The organism is Acinetobacter sp. NIPH 298, from assembly GCF_000369505.1.
In the GTDB taxonomy this organism is placed as follows: Bacteria; Pseudomonadota; Gammaproteobacteria; order Pseudomonadales; family Moraxellaceae; genus Acinetobacter.
The window spans coordinates 966,905-988,757 of the sequence record NZ_KB850055.1; the positions used below are offsets into that span (position 1 = coordinate 966,905).

At 39.8% G+C, this 21,853-nt stretch carries 18 protein-coding genes; 7 read left to right on the forward strand and 11 right to left on the reverse strand.

Features of this window, described 5'->3' with window-relative positions; translation table 11 throughout:
- Positions 1–425: 425 nt before the first annotated feature.
- The 5 genes from F903_RS09570 to F903_RS09590 form a co-directional block, all read right to left on the reverse strand.
- Entirely contained in the window at positions 426–1,139 is a 714-nt protein-coding gene (locus F903_RS09570; RefSeq protein WP_005196617.1) for a glutamine amidotransferase, read from the reverse strand.
- Positions 1,140–1,250: 111 nt separating this feature from the next.
- The gene (eutC, locus tag F903_RS09575; protein ID WP_005196618.1) at positions 1,251–2,078 is read right to left on the reverse strand and encodes an ethanolamine ammonia-lyase subunit EutC; all 828 of its coding nucleotides are present in this window, start codon (positions 2,076–2,078) and stop codon (positions 1,251–1,253) included.
- Between the two features lie 9 nt (positions 2,079–2,087).
- Positions 2,088–3,473: an ethanolamine ammonia-lyase subunit EutB gene (locus tag F903_RS09580; RefSeq protein WP_005196625.1), complete on the reverse strand. Its 1,386-nt coding sequence runs from the start codon at positions 3,471–3,473 to the stop codon at positions 2,088–2,090.
- 13 nt (positions 3,474–3,486) lie between these two features.
- Positions 3,487–4,926, reverse strand: coding sequence for an ethanolamine permease (gene eat, locus F903_RS09585; RefSeq protein ID WP_005196629.1), 1,440 nt, complete (start codon positions 4,924–4,926; stop codon positions 3,487–3,489).
- Between the two features lie 241 nt (positions 4,927–5,167).
- Positions 5,168–6,679, reverse strand: a complete 1,512-nt coding sequence (locus F903_RS09590) for an acetaldehyde dehydrogenase ExaC (RefSeq protein WP_005196632.1) — start codon at positions 6,677–6,679, stop codon at positions 5,168–5,170.
- Positions 6,680–6,821: 142 nt separating this feature from the next.
- Between F903_RS09590 and F903_RS09595 the strand changes: the two genes are divergently transcribed.
- Positions 6,822–8,012 carry a helix-turn-helix domain-containing protein gene (locus F903_RS09595; RefSeq protein ID WP_005196633.1) on the forward strand — a complete coding sequence of 397 codons (1,191 nt, stop codon included), beginning with the start codon at positions 6,822–6,824 and terminating at the stop codon, positions 8,010–8,012.
- Here F903_RS09595 and F903_RS09600 read toward each other — a convergent pair.
- Positions 8,009–8,980, reverse strand: a complete 972-nt coding sequence (locus F903_RS09600) for an alpha/beta hydrolase (protein WP_005196634.1) — start codon at positions 8,978–8,980, stop codon at positions 8,009–8,011. The two genes, F903_RS09595 and F903_RS09600, sit on opposite strands and share 4 nt — an antisense overlap.
- Positions 8,981–9,180: 200 nt before the next feature.
- On the reverse strand, positions 9,181–10,353 hold the full coding sequence (gene mdh / locus F903_RS09605) for an iron-dependent methanol dehydrogenase (protein WP_005196635.1): 1,173 nt from the start codon (positions 10,351–10,353) through the stop codon (positions 9,181–9,183).
- Positions 10,354–10,580: 227 nt separating this feature from the next.
- Between mdh and F903_RS09610 the strand changes: the two genes are divergently transcribed.
- Together F903_RS09610 and F903_RS09615 are read left to right on the forward strand one after the other, a co-directional pair.
- Complete coding sequence (locus F903_RS09610; RefSeq protein ID WP_005196636.1) at positions 10,581–12,293, forward strand: AAA family ATPase; 1,713 nt, start codon at positions 10,581–10,583, stop codon at positions 12,291–12,293.
- A 9-nt stretch (positions 12,294–12,302) separates the two neighbouring features.
- Positions 12,303–12,665: a 5-carboxymethyl-2-hydroxymuconate Delta-isomerase gene (locus tag F903_RS09615; protein ID WP_005196637.1), complete on the forward strand. Its 363-nt coding sequence runs from the start codon at positions 12,303–12,305 to the stop codon at positions 12,663–12,665.
- Positions 12,666–12,761: 96 nt separating this feature from the next.
- Here F903_RS09615 and F903_RS09620 read toward each other — a convergent pair whose 3' ends face one another.
- From F903_RS09620 to F903_RS09630, 3 genes are all read right to left on the reverse strand, one after another.
- Positions 12,762–13,484 carry an AAA family ATPase gene (locus F903_RS09620; RefSeq protein WP_004671636.1) on the reverse strand — a complete coding sequence of 241 codons (723 nt, stop codon included), beginning with the start codon at positions 13,482–13,484 and terminating at the stop codon, positions 12,762–12,764.
- 93 nt (positions 13,485–13,577) lie between these two features.
- Entirely contained in the window at positions 13,578–14,402 is an 825-nt protein-coding gene (gene thiM, locus F903_RS09625) for a hydroxyethylthiazole kinase (protein ID WP_005196639.1), read from the reverse strand.
- A 16-nt stretch (positions 14,403–14,418) separates the two neighbouring features.
- Positions 14,419–15,579 (reverse strand): hypothetical protein, encoded by a 1,161-nt coding sequence (locus F903_RS09630; RefSeq protein ID WP_005196641.1) that lies wholly within the window; start codon positions 15,577–15,579, stop codon positions 14,419–14,421.
- A 273-nt stretch (positions 15,580–15,852) separates the two neighbouring features.
- Between F903_RS09630 and F903_RS09635 the strand changes: the two genes are divergently transcribed.
- Positions 15,853–16,329, forward strand: coding sequence for a DUF2147 domain-containing protein (locus tag F903_RS09635; protein ID WP_005196643.1), 477 nt, complete (start codon positions 15,853–15,855; stop codon positions 16,327–16,329).
- A gap of 154 nt (positions 16,330–16,483) precedes the next feature.
- Positions 16,484–16,945, forward strand: coding sequence for a DUF2147 domain-containing protein (locus tag F903_RS09640; RefSeq protein WP_005196645.1), 462 nt, complete (start codon positions 16,484–16,486; stop codon positions 16,943–16,945).
- A gap of 69 nt (positions 16,946–17,014) precedes the next feature.
- On the opposite strand, the gene F903_RS09645 is transcribed toward F903_RS09640, so the two are convergent.
- Positions 17,015–17,272: a hypothetical protein gene (locus F903_RS09645; protein WP_004671629.1), complete on the reverse strand. Its 258-nt coding sequence runs from the start codon at positions 17,270–17,272 to the stop codon at positions 17,015–17,017.
- Positions 17,273–17,701: 429 nt separating this feature from the next.
- On the opposite strand from F903_RS09645, the gene pepN reads away from it, so the two are divergent.
- Positions 17,702–20,308 carry an aminopeptidase N gene (gene pepN / locus F903_RS09650; protein WP_005196648.1) on the forward strand — a complete coding sequence of 869 codons (2,607 nt, stop codon included), beginning with the start codon at positions 17,702–17,704 and terminating at the stop codon, positions 20,306–20,308.
- 131 nt (positions 20,309–20,439) lie between these two features.
- Positions 20,440–21,819, forward strand: coding sequence for an L-serine ammonia-lyase (locus F903_RS09655; protein WP_005196650.1), 1,380 nt, complete (start codon positions 20,440–20,442; stop codon positions 21,817–21,819).
- The last annotated feature ends 34 nt before the right edge of the window (positions 21,820–21,853 follow it).

Here is a 21,853-nt window from a genome sequence, read left to right on the forward strand (position 1 = left end):
CCATAGCAATAAAAAAGCCCAATTAAACGATTGGGCTTTTTTACGAATCTTTTATGCACTTTTTCATGGGTTGATATAGAAGTAGACAGCAATAAAAATGAGTAATATCGTAGCTGAAATTAAATAAGTATTAATCGTATGAAAACTCTTTATAAACTTTAGCATAACGGCACCCACCTTCAAAAAAACAAAATGTAAAAATATATATTATTTATATTCTATTGTTTATTTGAGACTTTTTTCAAATTATCTTGTAGATTGTTGATGAGTTTAATGTTTATGTTTTGTACGGTTTACATTGTAGATGTACTGTTTTTCGGGTTTTACTTAAAGGATCTAATTTTGCTTATTCACTTAATCGTTTGATCTTTCACAGGTTAAGCCTACATGACTTAGACCTGTGATTTTTTGACCACATTTCATCTTTAAAGACGAATATTCTCTATGAAATTTTGCATAATTTTATGAGCTTGTTGTTCTGATTGTGCTGCATAGCATAAGTTATCTTGACGGAGTTGAGGAATGGAGAGGCCAGCGTGACGTATTTCACAGGTATGACCAATGAGCCATTTTTCAAAACTCTGCTCTGCAATTTCTAAGTGAAATTGTAAGGCTAAGATATTATTCCCAATCGAAAAAGCCTGATTCGGATAAATTGCAGAACTTGCGAGTAAGATGGCGTTCTCAGGCAAATCAAAAGTATCACCATGCCAATGTAGGACGTGAGTGTCTTTCAACGGCAATAAAATATTAGGCTCAGCAGCTTTTATTTCGAGTAGACCCCAACCAATTTCTTTTTGATGCCCTGCATAAACTTTGGCACCTAGTGCATGAGCAATCAACTGAGCACCAAGGCAAATACCAATCGTGGGTTTATTTGCAGCCAAACGTTGTTTAAGTCCTGCAATTTCATCGACTAGAAATGGATAATCTTCGGTTTCGTACACACCAATAGGACCACCTAAAACGATAGTGAGTCCTTCATAATTTAGTGCGGGGCTAAGATCATCTACACCCGCCTCAAAATAGCGAACTCGGAAACCAAGTTGGTAAAAGGTATCTTCCAAAGAGCCTAAATCTTCAAAGGCAAGATGTTGGATGGCATAAATAGTTTTAGGTAAGGATTCAGTATTTATCATCGAGTTTTATCTAGTCATGATTAACATCAATGCAAGTATAAACATTCTATACTCAAAGAAAAGTGTGTGAGAAATAAAGTATCTATCGCATTTTTGAATATCGATGCTGCGCTAATCATTGCTTGAGTCACGGAAAAAGAGTTGCTTTTTTTGATGCTGTTCTACAACTGGAATTTGATGTTCATCTTTTAACGTAACACCAGAGCGTTGTATCTGCTTTGACATTTTCATTAGCGCGAACAAGCGTTGTGCAGCGATCTCAATACTTAAGCCTGCTGTACGCACATTAGAAATACAATTGCGTTCCGAATCGATGCTGCCGACATGGGCTTGCCAAGTGTAATAAATGCCCATGCTGTCGGGGGAGCTTAGGCCAGGGCGCTCGCCAATCAGCATAATAAGCATCGATGCGTTAAAAATTTGTGCTACTTCATCGCCTAGCGCAACACGACTGCCTGTTGCAATTGAAATGGGGGCAAGTGTCCAATTCGCTTGTTTCATATAGGTGTGTAATTGATGAACAAAAGGAATGGCATTTTCTTCAATCGCACGTGCAGACAAACCATCACCAATGACGATACAAACATCAAAGCTTGAGTTGAGTTGAATGTTTTTTAATTTTTGACGAGACGTTTCACTGAGTTGACGACCTAAGTCAGGTCGTTTAAGGAATATTTCTTTGTTGTTGGCACAGCTTTCAATTTGTGTGGTTTCAAAACCAAGCTGTTTTAATTGACTCGAAATGTGATCAATATTGAGTGATTGATAAACAGCATCTTTGGCTTGTGCGTGAGAGAGTTGAAATTCAAGCAGTGCTTTGGTTGGAACGCTACAACCTGTTCGCCCAAGTGCGATTCTCGCATCAGTAAATTGCTTGAGCTTTTGCCATATATCAAGATGGGGTTGAGCTGGAAAAGTTTGATCTTTGTTCAGTTTCATCCAAAGCTCCTAGTGCATGAGTAGTTTGGCAAATTGTTCAGGCATATGTTCTGCCCACTGAATGTGATGCTGTTGTTGCCGTAAAATGCCTTGTTGTTCTAGCCAGATAGAAAACTCAGGTGCAGGTTTCAAACCCAACAGTTGCCTTAAATACAGAGCATCATGAAAAGAAGTGGTTTGATAATTCAACATGATGTCATCTGATCCCGGAATCCCCATAATAAAATTGATACCGGCTGTTCCAAATAGGGTGAGTAAATTATCCATATCATTTTGATCGGCATCAGCATGATTGGTATAACAAATATCGCATCCCATCGGTAAGCCAAGCAACTTGCCACAAAAATGGTCTTCTAAACCTGCCCGAATGATTTGTTTTCCATCGTATAAATATTCAGGTCCAATAAAACCAACCACGGTATTGACCAGTAAAGGGTTAAATTTTCGTGCAACGGCATAAGCTCGTGTTTCAAGTGTTTGCTGGTCAACACCATGATGAGCATTACTGGATAAAGCGCTGCCTTGTCCTGTTTCAAAATACATGACATTTTGGCCTACTGTGCCTCGCTTTAAAGCGAGTGTGGCTTCATAACCTTCTTGTAAAAGTGCCAAAGAAATACCAAATCCTGTATTTGCCGCTTGTGTTCCAGCAATCGACTGAAACATGAGATCAATCGGAATATTCCGTTCCGCGAGTTGGATGGCAGAGCTGATATGCGTAAGCACGCAAGACTGAGTCGGAATTTGATATTCTTGAATGACATGATCAAGTAGCTTTAACAGCTCAGCCAAATTGTGCAAATTGTCGGTTGCAGGGTTAATCCCAATTACGGCATCGCCATTTGCATACATCAGTCCATCTAAAATACTGGCAGATATTCCTAAAATATCATCTGTTGGATGATTGGGTTGTAGACGAGTTGAGAGATGTCCTTTCAAACCAATGGTATTGCGAAACTGAGTCACCACCTCACATTTGCTCGCGACTAAAATCAGATCTTGATTCCGCATAATTTTACTCACCGCGGCAACCATTTCTGGGGTTAAACCTTTGGCGACAAAACGTAGTTTTTCCGTGTTGGCATCTTCACTTAATAACCAGTTGCGCAAATCACCTACGGTAAAATGAGCAATAGGCGCAAAGGCATTTTTATCATGTTCATCAATGATCAGTCGGGTGATTTCATCGAGGTCATAGTCGATCAAGACTTCATTTAAAAAGTTCTTGAGGGGAATATCAGCCAAAGTCATTTGAGCAGCCACACGTTCAGTGGCATCGTGAGCAGCCACGCCTGCAAGCTCATCTCCTGATCTCAACGGTGTTGCTTTGGCCATGACACTTTTGAGATCAGCAAAAACGTATTGTTGATTGGCGATGATATTTTTATAACGCATCAGATTTCCTCAATCATTGTAATTCTTGTTGAGAGGTTTTTACCTTGGCAAACTCTTCTTCAGGTGTTCCTGAGACCAAGTGATGTCGGCTATATAGCATAAAATATGCAATAAATAGGGCATAAATAGCCGCCGCGATTAACCAAACTTTAGGATTGACTAAAAAGCCTGCCAGTACTGCAAGCAATGCAAAAATCAATGCAATACTCGAAGTCAGAATACCACCGGGGGTTTTATACGGGCGATGCAAATTTGCTTTGCTTAAACGTAATTTGATATGTGCTGCCATCATCAATACATACGAAATGGTTGCACCAAACACAGCAATCAGAATCAGCATGTCACCCTCTTTGCTAAGTGAGAGTAGAAAACCGATAATGCCCGGTACAATGATTGCCAGATAGGGGGCTTTATTCTTATTGGTGAGTGATAAGACCCTTGGTAAATAGCCTGCACGAGACAGCGCGAACATTTGACGCGAATAGGCATAGATAATTGAAAAGAAGCTGGCAATCAAACCTGCTAAGCCGACGAAATTGACAAAACTGGTAACCCAGCTGTTTTGCCCATAGATAATTGCTAAACCTTCTACTAATGGTGCAGCCGCATTTTGCATGGTGCTTGCACCCACTGCACCTGCACTTAGAAAAAGTACCAGTAAGGCAAAACAAGTCAAAATCAACATTGATCCAATCAAGCCACGAGGTAGTGACTTTGCAGGATTTTTAGCTTCCTCTGCTGCAAGTGGCACACCTTCAACAGCGAGAAAAAACCAAATCGCAAAAGGCACGGCAGCCCAAATCCCCATATAACCTTGTGGAAGAAATAAGCTTGCACCTGTTTGAGTACCTGCTGCGATATCAAATAAATTTTGCAATTGAAAATGGGGCAGCATCGCAATGATAAAAACCAATAGCGCCATGACAGCAATTAGGGTAATCGCAAACATGAGTTTGAGTGCTTCACCTGCACCTTTTAAATGAATCGCCATAAAAAGCAAATAACAGGCGAGATAAACTTGCCATCCATTCATGCCAAATAAGGATTCACAATAACTACCAATAAAAACAGCAATGGCTGCTGGTGCGATTGCGTATTCGATTAAAATCGCCGTGCCCGTTAAATAACCACCTAGAGGGCCAAAAGCGACACGCGCAAAACTATATCCTCCTCCTGCCGTAGGAAGCATGGTCGCCATTTCTGACATAGACAGACATAAGCAGAGGTACATGATCGCGACCAATATCGTAGCGACAAACATACCGCCCCATCCACCTTGGGCAATTCCATAATTCCAGCCAGCGAAGTCTCCTGAGATTACATACGCAACACCCAGTCCGATCAAAAGTAACCAGCCAACAGAACCTTGTTTAAGCTGCCTTTGGGCAAAATATTCGGTGGATGCGACCTCTGATGATGGGGTTGTTATAGCGGTAGATTCTGATTGGCTCATGCAAAACTCCAATGAGTTGGTTTGAATGAATCAATGCAAAAGCAATGCCGAAATGTGTTTGGTTTTAATTTTCTGCTTTATTTTTATTCCAAATGGTAAAAATACTCAGGTGTTACAGGTTTAAAAATGAAATAGCCATAAAAATGGAAAAGCAAGCAGGTTACACTGCTTACTTTTTGTCTAAGAGAAATCAGAATGGATCATTATCCTAATTTGATATGTTCCATTTTAGTGCAACAGATTAGAAGAAGCCCATTGGCTTAGTTGAATAACTCACCAATAGATTTTTGGTTTGTTGATAATGATCTAGCATCATGCGATGATTTTCTCGGCCTATACCTGACTTTTTATATCCACCGAAAGCGGCATGTGCAGGATAAATATGATAACAATTGGTCCAAACACGGCCTGACTCTATTGCACGTCCAGCACGATAAGAGGTGTGTGCGGAGCGCGACCATACACCAGCACCTAAACCATACATGGTGTCATTCGCAATTTTGATTGCATCATCGAAATCTTTAAAGGTGGTAACGGAGAGAACAGGGCCAAAAATTTCTTCTTGAAAAATCTGCATGCTGTTATGACCTTTAAATATGGTCGGTTCAATATAAAAACCGTTGCCCACTTCTTTCCGATCACCGCCACCCACTAAAATCTCGGCACCTTCTTGTCGCCCAGTATCGATACAGCGAAGAATTTTTTCTTGCTGTTCCTGTGAGGCTTGAGCGCCAATCATGGTTTCAGTATCAAGCGGATGGCCTGTTTTAATACGTTTGACTCGCTCAATAGCTTTTTCGAGGAACTGATCTGCGATACTTTCTTGTACCAGTGCACGAGATGGACATGTACAGACTTCACCTTGGTTTAAGGCAAACATAGCAAAACCTTCAAGCGTTTTCTCTAAAAAGTCATCATCTTTATCCATTACGTCTTCAAAGAATAGGTTAGGTGATTTACCTCCAAGCTCTAAAGTTACTGGGATGATATTTTCAGTTGCATATTGCATCACCAACTGACCGACTTGGGTCGACCCAGTAAAGGCGATTTTGGCGATACGAGGACTGGTTGCCAGTGGACGACCTACTTCAGCACCATAACCATTGACGATATTGAGCACACCTGCAGGTAAAATGTCTTGAATAAGCTCAGCCACCAATAAAATACCCACTGGGGTTTGTTCAGCGGGCTTGAGCACCACACAGTTACCCGCAGCTAAAGCAGGCGCAAGTTTCCAAGCTGCCATTAAGATTGGAAAATTCCAAGGAATAATCTGTCCAACAACACCGAGTGGTTCATGGAAATGATAAGCAATGGTATCTTCATCGATTTCCGAAATGCCGCCTTCTTGAGCACGAATACAGCCAGCGAAATAGCGGAAATGATCTATGGCTAATGGAATGTCGGCAGCAAGGGTTTCGCGAACAGGTTTGCCATTGTCCCAAGTTTCTGCAACAGCAAGCATTTCTAAGTGAGCTTCTAAACGATCTGCTATTTTAAGAAGTAGGTTAGAGCGTGTGGTTGGAGATGATTTGTTCCATTCGATTTTGGCTTTATGAGCTGCATCTAAGGCCAATTCTATATCCTCTGCCGATGAGCGAGGAATGCGGGTAAAAGCTTGACCATTAACAGGAGAAATATTGTCAAAATATTGACCTTTTACAGGTGCAACCCATTGACCACCAATAAAATTTTCATATTGAGATTTGAATTGAATTTTTGAACCAGATTGGTTCGGATCGATATAACGCATATATGTATTCCTTTGCATTTTAGGACTAAAGACTAACAAGAACCCTGTCAGTAGGTACTTTCGTACTCTGTGTATTTAGTATATAAATAAGAAGGTTGGAGAAAGGTTGGAATACCAATGTGGATATATAAGGAACTTACAAATGTTCACAAAAAAGGATTTAGTGCAGCAAAGGGCATTGACTGATCAACTGCGCGCGCAAAATAGTCTCTCTCCTCAAAACGCCGCCAAACTCGGTCAAAGTATAGCCAGTTCATGGGAACGTTCTATATCGGCTGATATTCCTAAAGAACGTATGGCAGCACCATTACTCGAAAAAAAATCTACTTCACAGAATACTTTAGACTTAGCATTACAACGTTGTGCTGATGATTTGCGTCATATTGCAGAACAATCTTCTATGGTCATTGCAGTGGGAGATATTGGCAGTACCATTATTTGGACTGCGCCAAGCGTTCAAATGCAAAGTGCCGCTGAACAGGTTCATTTTGTGAAGGGTGGACAATGGCGTGAAGAATTAGTTGGTACCAATGCTTTGGCACTGTCACTCAAAACACAGCAATCAAGCTGTGTTTTTTCTAACGAGCACTATATGGAATCGGTGCATGATTGGGTATGTTATGCCGCACCCATTATTGACCCATATTCAAAACAAACACTAGGTGTGGTTGATTTATCTACCACATGGAAGAATCATAATACTTTTGGGATTTTAGCGGCTGAACGCTGTGCATCCATTATCCAGTCCGCTTTACTTGAGCAACAACGCCAGCATTTATATATCCGTGCGTTTGCAACACCCCAAGTCAAATTTAATGGTAAAAGCCTGTTGTTAACGCCTCGCCAAATTGAAATCTTGGCGATTTTGGCCCTATGTCCTCATGGATTGACGCTTGAACATTTATATCAGGCGCTGTACGGCGAACGTAAAGTGAGTATGGGAACGTTGAAAGCTGAAATGTCGCAATTAAGAGATGTTTTAGGCGGTTTACTAGGTTCACGTCCATACCGCTTACTGGTTCATATTGAAGCTGATTTTTTACATGTCGAGCAAGCCTTGGATGCTGGATATCTCAGTTCAGCGTTACAATTGTATAGTGGGGTGTTTCTAGCGAAAACAGAAAGTCCATTTTTATCTGCTTGGCGAGATTGTCTCGAATCTCGGTTGAGTGATGCGATTTTTAAGACGCAAGAAACAGATCTGTTGCTTAAACATTTGGCGCATTTCCCAGAAGCAATTGATGCGGTAGAACGTTTAATGGAGTTATTACCAATTGAACATCCAGCGCACCAATTACTTGCTAAATATGATGAACAACTAAAAAGAAGTTAGTTGATTTTCTGCTCTAGCCATTGAAAGAGTTCTTGATAAACTTGTTTACGCACGGGTAGAGCGGAAAGGACTAAATCATGTAATCCATTGTGAATTGAGACAATAGAAATATCTCCTTTCATTTTCTTCGCATATTTTTTAATGTGTTTAACATCTAAAATGACATCACTTTGAGTTGCATCTACCCCCCATTTTTTCGGGTTCTTGGTTTGATGCGAATGCATGATTAATGCTGGAATATTCAGTTTTACGCCACGATGAATCTCTTTTTGTGCCGTATGAATTGCATGTACAAAACTGAGCTGAACTGTTGGTGCAGTGGTCGGTTTCCAGTCTAAATTGAAATCCCATTCACCTTTGAGATCTTTATGCAAACTCGTGGTATACCAACGATTGAGTTGGCTTGGAAATTTTACTTTGGGTAGTTTTTTTCCGATACGACTGAGCATCGGGATACCAAATTTTCTTTCTACCAGACTTAAATTAAAATCATAAAAAGGACTATTTGCCCATAGACCTTTAATCAAAGGATGGTTCGGGTGGTGTGCAGCATAAAGTGTCGCGGTTAAGCCACCTGTTGAATGTCCAGCGAGTAAAACTTTGTCATGTTTTTCTTGGGAAATAATATCTAAGGCTTGGTGAATCTCAGCATCATATTCATGCAGATCTAATACATTATAAAAAATTTGATGCGCTAATTTAGAACGCCCGTATTTTCTTAGATCTAATGCATAAAAGTCATAACCCTGTGCATTAAACTGTGCCGCCATTTCCGTCTGAAAGAAATAATCTAAGAATCCGTGAATGTAGAGCACTGCTTTAGTGGTCGGTTGTTTTGATTTTTTACGGATCAGAGTTGCAACAACTTGACCTTCATAATCATCAGGATAATTCAGAACTTGTTGTTCATAGTCATCTCCTAAAAGATCAGGAGTGTAAAGGTTTGAAGAAAGCTGGGTTGTATTCATTTTTATTGAGACTTTGTATTAAGACATGCTGAGTATCCTTTAATGAATTTGGCGAATTGTCAATCGATTTTGTTTTGTTGTGGCTAATGGGTGATAAAAAAAGTGGGGAATGCTAGGAAGTACATTCCCCAAAAAGTAAGTCAATGGTCGGAGAGGTTTGACTTACGATAAAGTGGTTTTATGGTTTGAGTATGTTTTGGTTATAGGGCAGCTTTGAAAATCTCCACGACTTGAGCATGGGTCGCTTTACGCGGATTCGTTAACATGCAGGCATCTTTTTGCGCATTTTCAGCCATGATCGGTAGATCTTCAGGTTTAACGCCAAGTTCAGTTAAACCAGAGGGAATACCAATAGAACTTGAAAGCTCCTGAATGGCATCAATTGCGGCGTATGCTGCTTCAGAAACGGTTAAACCTTGAATATTAACACCCATTAATTCTGCAATCTTGGCATAACGATCTTGGCAGGCAATCAGATTAAACTGGCTTACATGGGGTAATAAAATCGCATTACATACGCCATGCGGTAAGTTGTAGAAACCACCTAACTGGTGTGCCATAGCGTGAACATAGCCTAAAGATGCGTTGTTAAATGCCATACCTGCAAGATATTGGGCATAGCTCATCGCATCACGCGCTTCAATATTTTCGCCGTTTGCAACGGCAGGTTGTAGCCATTGGCTAATCATACTGATGGCTTTCTCTGCGCAGGCATCTGTAATCGGATTGGCTGCTGTAGACACATAGGCTTCAATTGCATGGGTCAAAGCATCCATTCCCGTTGCTGCCGTTAAACCCGCAGGTTTTGCCACCATAAGTTTAGGGTCATCAATAGCAATCAGCGGTGTACAACGCCAGTCGACAATCGCCATCTTCACGTGGGTGTCTGTGTTGGTGATGATGCAGAACCGAGTCATTTCTGATGCTGTTCCAGCAGTTGTATTGATTGCAATTAAAGGGGTCATCGGTACTTTGCTTTTGTCGATACCTTCGTAGTCGCGGATATGTCCGCCACCTGCGGTGACCAAACCAACCCCTTTTGCACAGTCATGCGATGAACCACCACCCAATGACACAATGAAATCACATTGATTATTTATATACGCTGCTACGCCATTATGAACATTGATGTCCGTTGGGTTCGGTTCTGCGCCAGCAAAAATGTGGCTTTCTATACCAGCCTCGGTGAGATACTGTGCAATAGTATCTGCGACACCAAATTTGAATAAACCTTCATCGGTTACAATTAACGCTTTCTTGGCATCTAAATCTCGTGCTTTGCTTCCAATTTCTTTGGCGCAACCTGGTCCAAAGAGTGATACGCAAGGAATATAAAAACCGTTTGTTTGATCTGCAATATTTTTAAAAGCCATGGAGTGAATCCTTCTTCCATAAGTCCATTGTTTGTTATAGATGGTGCGTTGCACCATGAACCCAGTATTGTGATTGCATCAAATTTTTGCTACCTACCAAAGACCTACCAAAGAATATTCCTGATTTATCCGTACGGTTTGAGTGATGTTTTCTATAAAATTTGGCTTCGCCGTTTCACTTTTTATTGAAACTCGTTAAGCTATGTGCTGCGAGAAGGTAGGTAATTATGAAACAAGAGACTGCACTGAAACTTTTAAAAGCAGGTGAAAATGTATTTTTAACTGGTTCGGCGGGTGCAGGTAAAACCTATACATTGAATCAATACATTCATTATTTGAAAGCACGTAAAGTCCCTGTTGCAATCACTGCTTCAACGGGTATTGCTGCAACACATATGAACGGTATGACCATTCATACTTGGGCTGGGATTGGTATTAAAGATCGTTTGAGTGATGATGACCTCAAACGAATGAAAGAACGAAAATATCTAAAAGAACATTTAGAAAATGCCCAAGTGCTGATTATTGATGAAATTTCAATGTTGCACGCCAAGCAACTTAATTTAGTCAATCAAGTTCTAAAATACTTTAAAGAAAGTGATGAAGCCTTTGGCGGCATACAAGTGATTGTAGCGGGTGACTTCTTTCAGTTGCCTCCAGTCGGACGTAATGGTGAAGCAAATCGAGATAAATTTTGCTTTATGTCGGATGCGTGGGTAGAGGCAAAGTTTCGAGTATGCTATTTAACCGAACAACATCGTCAGGACGATGAAATTCTGAATCAGATTTTGAATGCCATTCGCGCACAAAATATTCAGCCAGATCATATTACGGCTTTACAACAATCACGCCAGCAGAATATTGGCGACACTTTCACCCGTTTATATACGCACAATATGGATGTTGATAATATCAACTATCAACATTTAAATGGTATCGAGAACGAAAGTCACCAATTCAATGCAGTTATCGATGGTAATGAAAAACTGATTGAAACCTTAAAATCTTCTGTACGTGCACCTGAAGAACTAACCTTGAAAAAACACGCCAAAGTCATGTTTGTAAAAAACAACTTTGATATGGGATATATCAATGGCAGTTTAGGTGAGGTGATTGGTTTTGAAGATGACGATAAACAAGGCTTGTTGCCTAAAGTTAAACTCACCGATGGCACGACTTTGTTGGTTGAACCTGAAACTTGGTCGATTGAAAATGAGGCGGGTAAAGCCATTGCCAGTTTTCAGCAAATCCCTTTGCGTTTAGCTTGGGCGATTACCATTCATAAAAGTCAGGGGATGACCCTAGAAGCGGCAGAAATTAACCTCACCAATACCTTTGAAAAAGGTCAGGGCTATGTTGCATTATCACGATTAAAATCGCTCACGGGTCTTCGGTTACTGGGTTTTAATGAGCAGGCTTTAGCACTAGATAGCTTGGCAATCAAAGCAGACCGCCGTTTTCAGGAATTGTCTGATGAAGCAGAAACAAACTTTGCAAATGAGGATCTGACCACTCAGCACAATGCATTTATTCGGCATTGCGGCGGTACATTAAACGCGACCGAAATCAATCGCAATGAAAAGAAACTTTCAAAAGGCAGTAAACAGAGTTATGCCGCAGCCACTTTAGATGAAACACGTGCTTTATTTGAAGAAGGCTATGAGATTGAAGATATTGCACATGAACGTGGTTTAACACCTGCCACGATTATCAATCATTTGGCGCGATTACATAAAGAGCAGAGCTTAGATATTTCTGTGGCGAGCCCAGGGGAAGAAGTGATTGAAGAAGTGCGTAAGATTTATAAACGTTTGCATAAAAGAAAGAATCCAGAGCATTTTACCGATGATGGTTCTATCAAACTACGCCCAATCGTGGAAGCAACGAGTCCTAGAATGGCGTATGATCAAGTACGTTTGGCGTTGTTGTTTGTAGAGTAGGATCGAAGAATGCCACATATCATTGCAAATTATTCAGCAAATTTAACAAGTTTAGATCAGCAAAAATTACTTAAACAAGTCAATACAGCTTTGTCAGAGACAGCATTATTTAGTGCAAATGATATCAAGTCTCGAATTTTCAAAGATGAGGTTTTCTTGATTGGTTTGGGTGAAACTCAAGAAGCTTATATCCATTTGAAACTCTATTTGCTAAGTGGTCGAACTGAACAACAGAAGAAAACTTTAGGTGATTCGCTGTTGGCGATTCTTGAACAAAAAACCTATATGAAAGCTGAGATTGGATCTCCAATTCAGCTTTGCGTTGAAGTCATTGATATGCCAAGAGAACATTATTTCAAGGCAACAGCTTAGTTTTGAAGATTCTAGGCTTCATTATGCAACAGCGATGATCGCTTCCACTTGTAGCAGCAACAAGCCTTGAAGAACGAATGTTTTTTAAATATAAAATCAATCAATATCAATGATCTGCTTAATAAACTCGCCGTTTGAGTTCAGAATTTCTTTATACATATAAGCAATATGCGTATCACTGAAATTGACCTCTCTAAAGCTATTCTCAGTAAGTTGTAACAGTTGAATATTTGGCATTAGCATGATGATTGGTGAATGTGTTGCAATGATAAATTGCGCACCTGCTTGACTCAGTTGGATCACTTTTTCAATAAAATTGATTTGATTACTAATCGAAAGGGCGGCTTCGGGTTCATCTAAAATATATAAACCCTCTGCTCGAAAACGATGATCAATCAGCGCTTTCATTGCTTCACCATGGGACATCATGTGTAAATCTTTACCACCATAAGCATTTCGTATAGGTGGGCTAAAACTGGCTGCTGCATCGAGCTGGCGCATTTCCGTGAGAAAGTTATAGTACGTTTCCGATCGATAGAAAAAGATATCTTTGATCCTGCGTGCAGATTTATGGATACGCAGATGGGGGCTATAATCAAAATGTGTATCTTCAGTTTTATAATTAAAATTGATACTTCCACCTTCTGCTGCACAACCAAATTTTAGCGCTAACGCCTCCAAAATCGTTGATTTTCCACTTCCATTTTCACCCGTGATGACCGTGATATTTTTCTTAAATTCTATTGGATAAAGATGTAAAAACGGAAAGTCATCTGGAATGGTATTGAGAAGTTCAACTCGAGTGAGAAATGGTTTCATAATTCAAAAATATTAATGTTGAATAATCAAATGAATCATCATAGATAAAATTCCTCTATTCAAGTGATATCAATCTGTAAATGTCTACGCGAATTACACGGATTCAAGACATTGGATACTATGGTATTGGCGTATTAAGTTTTCATCTAACATGTGGACATAATCCAAAAACATCACATTAAAACTCCCCACGTTTTGTGCTTGATCATAAGCCAGTCTGCCAGCAATGGAGAAATGAATATGTGAAGCAAGTGCTGCAATGGTTGGCGAACTTACAGCACTGTAAGCTGCCGTTAATGCACCTAAAGCACAGCCAGTTGCGGTAATCTTCGGCTGTAAATGGCAACCACCATTCACCTGAATCACCATGTCGAGCTCCTTAGAAATAATATAGTCAGATTCACCTGAGATCGCGATACATTCAGTATGTTGGAGTAAACTTTGTGCTTGAGCATACACATCTTGGCTATTGAGCGTGCTGTCTACACCTTTTGATTGGGTTAAATTACCTGCGAGTGCACTCATTTCTGAGGCATTACCGCGAATAATAGTCGGTTGAAACTGGAGAAGTTGATCCACGGTTTCACTGCGCCATTTTAAAATCTCGCCATAACCGACAGGATCAAGCACCCATGGCACTTGATGTTGCTGGGCTGTCTTAGCTGAAATCAGCATTGCTTGGGTTTGTTCTGTGGTAGGTGTGCCGACATTAATATTTAACGCTGAACTGATTTGGGTAAAACTTTCAGCCTCAAAGGGATTGTCAATCATGGCTGGTGATGCACCCGCAGCCAACAGCACATTTGCCACATAATTGTTGGCTACGCTATTGGTAATACATTGAACCAATGGAGATTGTTGCTGTAAAGCGTGCCAAGCTTGAATGACTTGATCAATGAGTTGTTGTTTTTGTGACATAGTAAATCCTGATTTTTTAACGTGTAAAATAATGATCTTGATGTTTACACTGACGACAGATGAGGGATACATACTCTTCAGCATCGTAATCCACAATCAGATCATTTGAACCACAATACATGCAACGCTTTACCGAATAGAAATTTAAACGAGGTTCTATTTTTCGCCAAGACTTCCAAACGGGTTGAAAAAAGACACTTTCATCATAACCCAAGAATTTAAATAATAAAATTTCACTCATTTTACTCAATGGAATGTTATGTGGTCTTGGTAATGTTGAGGTTTCCCAGTGCTCGGTTAAAGCACGTTCTCGATACTGCTCTAAGGTTTTTTTTAATAAATTGGTGTTAATAAATTTATCATTCCGAGCTTGTAACACTTTTTGCTTATGAAGATATTCGAGTGCAGTTTGAATTAGATAATAAATCTGCCCCACAGCGAGTCCTTCCATCAAACGAAAACAGAAGCTTTGGAAAGGACGATTGCCTGCAATCTGAATTCCCCACGTTCGGCAATAGAACTGCATGAACTGAATGATCTCCTGATATAGCACCGTATAGAGTGCATCTTTCACCTCATCCGTACTTTTAAATGGGATGCCTGAGCTCAGATTTTCATAAAACCAATAGCGTAATTGTTGTGCCACACTAAACAGGCTTGGGTCTGAATAACCATCTAAACGAAGATTTAAGTAAAAGTGTTCTGTTTCTATATCTGAATCTTGGGGTCTTAAAACACCGAGTTTGAGTAACTCTTGAACGATTTGATGTTGAAATAAGTAATTGGGCGTAAAGTGCTGATATTTAATCTTCTTCCAATAGATGAGTTCATCATGTTGGACATCTTCACGGGCATAATTATCCAATAAGCTCAACAAGAACAACTTTTGTAAAAAACTAAGCTGATTGAGGCCATAAATAACGTCATCTTTTATTTTGTATTTACGCTTTTCTTGTAGCAGGGTCTGTTGCGTTTGTTTTTTACGCTGAGCTGTGCACTGCGCACAATGACAATTCAATTTACTATCGCTGCTAAAAACCCGATGTTGGCAGTGACTACACTCATGAAATTGGAATTCTTGGGTGTATTGTTCTGCCTCTATCCAAAACATAGATGCTTGACATAAAGGGCAATGGCTACTTTCATCTAACTGTTTTTGTAGAATCTGTAACTCCATTGATACTCAACTTGCAATTTGTAAAAACAAGATTATACATTGCTGACAGCAGAAGTGATGCAAAGATTATATTGCGATATAAGTGTTGGCACATTGCAGTTAGCATTAAATAGTAGAATGTAAACCTATGGTTGTTTGTCTATAAATGTGTGAATTAATTACTGTTTCTCTTGGATTTAAGCCATTAAATATTTTTATATTTGGTTGACTGAGTCTAAGCATTGGCATGAAAATATAGAACAGATGGATCTGTGTCGCATAATGGAGCAATGTATGCAAAAAAAATTACTCATGAATGGAATCATGGGGATCTCTTTGATGTTATTTACCGCAATAGGTCATGCTGCAACGCCAGAAGGTTTCTGGAAAAGTATTGATGACCGTAGTGGTGAGCTACTTTCGATTATTGAAGTCAAAAAGAAAACGGATGGAACTTACACGGGCACAATAGCCTATCGCTATCCGGTCCCTGGTGGTGGCACCATTTTAACGAACTGTGTTAAATGTCCTGAGCCTTTTAAAAATAAACCCATATTGGGTTTGCAAATCGCTTGGGGATTGAAACAAGATCCACAAAATCCACATCAATATATTGATGGTCGAATACTTGAACCAAAAACAGGCAATATTTATAAGGGTAAAGCGCAGCTAAGTGTGGATGGTAAGCGTATGCGTATGCGTGGATATATGGGGATTTCAGCACTTGGACGTACTCAGGTTTGGATTCGAACAGATAGTGCTAACCCTTAAATTATAATTTTAAAATTACACTGTACGTATTTGATTGTTAGAAAATTTATATAGTCAAGTACTGGGGCGTACAGTGTAAGCTCTCTTTAAATATGCTATTTTTTTAATCATTAAATCTATAAATATAAATAGGTTACTTTTTAACGGGGTTAATATGTATAAGCATGTCTTCATGGGGCTTTGTATTGCGTTCGCAAGTACAACGACTTTCGCTGCCGCTATCGAGGGTTATTGGAAAAGCATCGAAGAGAGAACGGGTCAACAGCTTTCAATTATCGAAATTCGAAAAGGTGACAATGGACAATTTAATGGCAAGATTGTGTATCGTTATCCAAATGCGCATGGGATCTCGTTGAGCAATTGTACCAAATGTCCAGCGCCTCACACGAATAAGCCGCTTGTTGGTTTAGAAATTTTGTCAGGATTTAGACAAGATCCAAATGATCCAAATGCATATATTGACGGTCTTGTATTGGAAGCAACCAGTGGACGTGTATACAAAGGCAAAGGTGTGGTGTCTGGTGAAGGTAAGCGTCTCCGTATGCGTGGTTATATGGGCGTGTCCGCTTTAGGACGTACTGTGGTTTGGATTCGGACCAACAGCGCAAATCCATAAGTTATTCTTGAAAAAAACCTCAAATCAGACGTTGATTTGAGGTTTTTTTATTGAGTCAGAACGGAAATGTTAAACAGGGCATGGTAAGTTTTCATCCTCCTGACTGATTTTCTTGGCAGCAATCAGTGCTTGTACTTTTTTACTCGGTACTTTTTCTTTCCCAAGTGCGTCATAGGTATTTACAATATTGGTTACTTCTAAGGTGGTGAGCTCAATTCCTTCTGCGGACAAAAAAACAGAGATCACATGATGATCAACACCTGCGGTTGCAAGATCATGGATTGCTTTAATGTTTTCTAGACGATACAAATGTGCTTTTAATTCCATCGTTATAGCCCTCGCTTTTATTTTATTCACCTAGATTGGCATAAATACATAAGCAATAACCGTGCACAAAATGTATGACTTAAGCAAAGAATGTAAGTTGAACAGATAAAGATCACAGATTTTGTCATTTTTATTTAATAGTAGAAAACGATGTTGTAATTTTGTCTAAACGATAGACTGATTCTTCAAATTCTATTTGAAAACACTTGCTCTCAACCCAATAAAAATTTTAAACGCATGACAGGTCTTACAGACAGCTTTTATTTGTTGGCGTATGATTTGTGCAGATATCTGAGATAATCGCAACCACAATTGTTTTGAATGCGATATTTTTAGACCAAACGGCATAATTTATGCTAGTAAAAGACGCTTCAAGAAGTCTTGTCAACAAGACCATGTACATGAAATCATGAAAGATAAGGAATACTGATGAATATCGCGGCTCAACCTCCTGTTCAAACAGATCAAACCATTTATTTAAAAGACTATCAAAAGCCATCATTTTTGGTTGAATCAATTCATTTAGATATTCAAGTTTATAGCGATCAGACCATTGTTGATTCAACACTAGTGATGAAGCGTCAAGCAGCAGGTGCAATGGTGCTATTGGGTCGAGATTTAGAGCTGAAGTCGATTCAACTGAATGGACAATTCCTCAATGCTGATCAATATCAGTTGGATGAAGAACAATTAGTGATCGCTGATGCACCAGATGAGGTCATTCTTCAAACACAAGTGATCATTCATCCTGAGTCAAATACGCAGCTTGAAGGACTGTATAAAGCGGGTGATTTATTCGTTACGCAGAATGAACCTGAAGGATTCCGTAAAATCACCTTCTATCCAGACCGTCCAGACGTTTTGGCTGAATTTACCACCCGTGTGGAAGCCGATAAAAAATATCCTGTATTGCTTGCCAATGGCAACTTGCTTGAAACAGGTGAGGCGGGAGAAGGTCGGCACTATGCGATTTGGCAAGATCCAACCAAGAAGCCAAGTTACTTATTTGCATGTGTGATTGGTGATTTAGCAGTCTTAAAAGATCGTTACACCACCTCAGAAGGTCGTGATGTCGCTTTGGAAATTTATGCGATCGAAAAAGATATCCCAAAATGTCACATTGCGATGGAAGCATTAAAGCATTCGATGCGTTGGGATGAAGAACATTATGGTCGTCCTTATGATCTCGACAATTATATGATTGTGGCGGTGAGTCAGTTCAACATGGGTGCCATGGAGAATAAAGGTTTAAACATCTTTAATACTTCATGTGTACTTGCTGACGAAGAATTCACCACGGATGCCGCGATCATGCGCGTACAATCTGTGATTGCGCATGAATATTTCCATAACTGGACAGGGAACCGTATTACCTGTCGTGACTGGTTCCAGTTGTGTCTAAAAGAAGGCTTAACGGTATTCCGTGACCAATCCTTCTCTGAAGATTTACAATCAGCAGGGGTACAAAGGATTGATGATGTAGCGGTATTAAAATCTCACCAATTCCCTGAAGATGCAGGACCATTGTCACATCCGCCACGTCCAGATCATTTTGTAGAAATTAATAATTTCTATACCGCTACGGTCTATGAAAAAGGTGCGGAAATTAACCGCATGATGGCGACCCTATTAGGCAAAGAAAAATACCGTCAGGGTACAGACGAATACTTCCACCGTCATGATGGTCAAGCTGTGACAGTTGAAGATTGGGTTGCTGCATTAAGTGCGGGTTCTGGTGTTGATTTATTTAACTTCCTTACTTGGTATAATCAACCGGGGACACCAAAGTTAGATGCCAAAGGTGAATATGATGCGGCGACACAGACCTATCGTTTGAGCTTAAAACAAAGCCTTAAAGCGCATCCCAAATATCCGAACTTAAAAGCAGTGCCAATTCCTGTGGCTTTGGCTTTGTTCAATGCCCATACAGGCGAACAATACACTTTGCATAGTGCTGATCTGTTTGTAAATGATGTCAAAGATGGCGTGTATTTGTTTGATCAAGATGAAGCAACGATCGAATTTACTGGGGTGACTGAACAACCTGTTGCATCGTTGTTGCGTAATTTCTCTGCGCCAGTCAATTTGGTATTTGACTATTCAAATGATGATCTTGCATTTTTGATTCAACACGAAACCAATGGTTTTAACCAATGGCAAGCGACTCAAACCTTATTAGAGCGTATTCTGTTAGAAGATCATCAGGTGGATACTTATATTCAGGCGATTAAAAACACCTTGCCTGAATTGGTAAACAAAGATCCATTACTCGCATCACGTTTGTTTGATGTGCCAAGTGAAAATTATTTAGGTAGTCGTATTGATCAAGGTTACGAACCTGAACTCATCCGTGAGAAACGTGAAGCGGTATTGAATCGTTTAGCACGAGAACTAGGTTCTTTCTGGAAAGATACTTATTTAGCTTTAGACCCAGATATGCAAAAAGAATTTTCTTTGGCAATGGGTGTCCGTGCATTGAAAAATATCATGTTAAGTATGTTGGCACGTCAAGGGGATGCTTCGGTATTTGAGTTGGCGGATGCGCAATATAAAAACACGCGGAATATGTCAGAACGTTTAGGTGCATTACGCGTACTGGTATGGAATGATGCGCCACAAGCACAAACCGCATTGGACGATTTCTATAATCGCTTTAAAGATGAAGCCTTATCTTTAGATCAATGGTTTACGATTCAAGCATCCAATCCTTGTGCGACAACGAAAACGATTGAATATCTCACTCAACATGCAGATTATGATTTAACCACTCCGAATCGTATTCGTTCAGTCAGCGGTGGTTTGGCCAATAACCCAGTCAATACATGGAGTTTTGGTGTAGATCATTTTATTCAGCTCGCTGCATATTTAGATGAGAAAAATCCAATTTTGGGTTCTCGTTTATTACAGGTGCTTTCGCGTTGGTATACCTTGGCTGAACCGCAACGAGGTCAGGTGCAACAAGCTTTAAAAGCCCTGCAACCGAAAGTGAAATCGAAGAATGTTTCAGAGACTTTGAATAGCTTGTTAAGCATTTAAGCACTGGAAAGTTTTAGAACCACAATCGTGATGACGGTTGTGGTTTTTTTTATGCATAATTTATTATATTTTTCACATGTTGATCATGATTTAGAATAAAGTAAAAACTGGATATAAGAGGATAATAATATATGACATTGAGCGTCTTTGATCTTTTTAAAATCGGTGTTGGGCCTTCGAGTTCACATACCGTTGCACCCATGCGAGCAGTATATCGTTTTACTCAAAGCTTAAAATCCCAAAATATTTTAAGCAAGGTTGCGAAAGTTCAGATTTTTTTATACGGTTCATTGTCTTCTACAGGAATAGGACATGGCACAGACAAAGCCACACTTTTAGGCTTGATGGGAAATGATCCTGAAACTATTGATATTCCGCTTAGCCAAGTTCTGTTAGAGGATGTGTTTGAGTCCAAAATACTCAAAATAGATGCAATTCATGCGATCGATTTTGATCCTCGTCAAGATATTATTTTTATAGATGAAGCTTTGCCTTATCACCCAAATGCAATGAGGATAAAGACCGAAGATGCTGAGGGAAATACACTTTATGAAAATACGTATTACTCGATTGGTGGGGGATTCATCATAGATGAAAGCCACATTCATCAAGGAAGTTTTATAGAAGATAATACTGTCGTTCCTTATCCATTTCAGAGTGCTAAAGAATTATTGGCGTTGTGCAAAACCCATCAATGTAGCATCAGTCATTTGATGTTGGAAAATGAAAAGAGTTGGCGCAGTGAAGCTGAAATACGTGCCAAAATTATGCAGATTTGGCACGTCATGCAAGTCTGTATCCAAAATGGATTGCAGCATGAGGGGATTTTAGCTGGTGGATTAAATGTGAAACGGCGAGCAAAAAATATTCATCAACGCTTACTCAAAAAAGAAAATGAAAATTTGATTGCAACAACATTTAATGCGATGGAATGGGTGAATCTATATGCACTTGCAGTCAATGAAGAAAATGCTGCGGGTGGGCGTGTTGTCACCGCACCGACCAATGGTGCAGCAGGTATTATTCCTGCAGTGTTGTCTTATTATGTCAACTTTTCTAAAGATGAGTCTGAAGATACCATCGTTCGATTTTTCTTGAGTGCAGCAGCCGTCGGTATTTTATGTAAATTGAATGCCTCAATTTCTGGTGCTGAGGTAGGTTGTCAAGGTGAGGTGGGTTCAGCTTGCGCAATGGCATCGGCTGGATTGGCTGAAATTTTAGCTGGTACGCCTGAGCAGGTTGAACATGCTGCCGAAATTGGACTAGAACATAATTTAGGACTGACCTGTGACCCTGTCGGTGGTTTGGTACAAGTGCCTTGTATTGAACGAAATGCAATTGCAGCTGTGAAAGCGATTAATGCTGCTCAGATGGCATTACATGGTGATGGTGAGCATTATATTTCGCTGGATAAAGTGATTCAAACCATGAAGGAAACAGGCAAGGATATGTCTGATAAATATAAAGAAACTTCAAAAGGAGGATTAGCAGTCAATTCGATTGAATGTTAAAACTTTTGATTGCACTTTATATTGAGATAGAAAA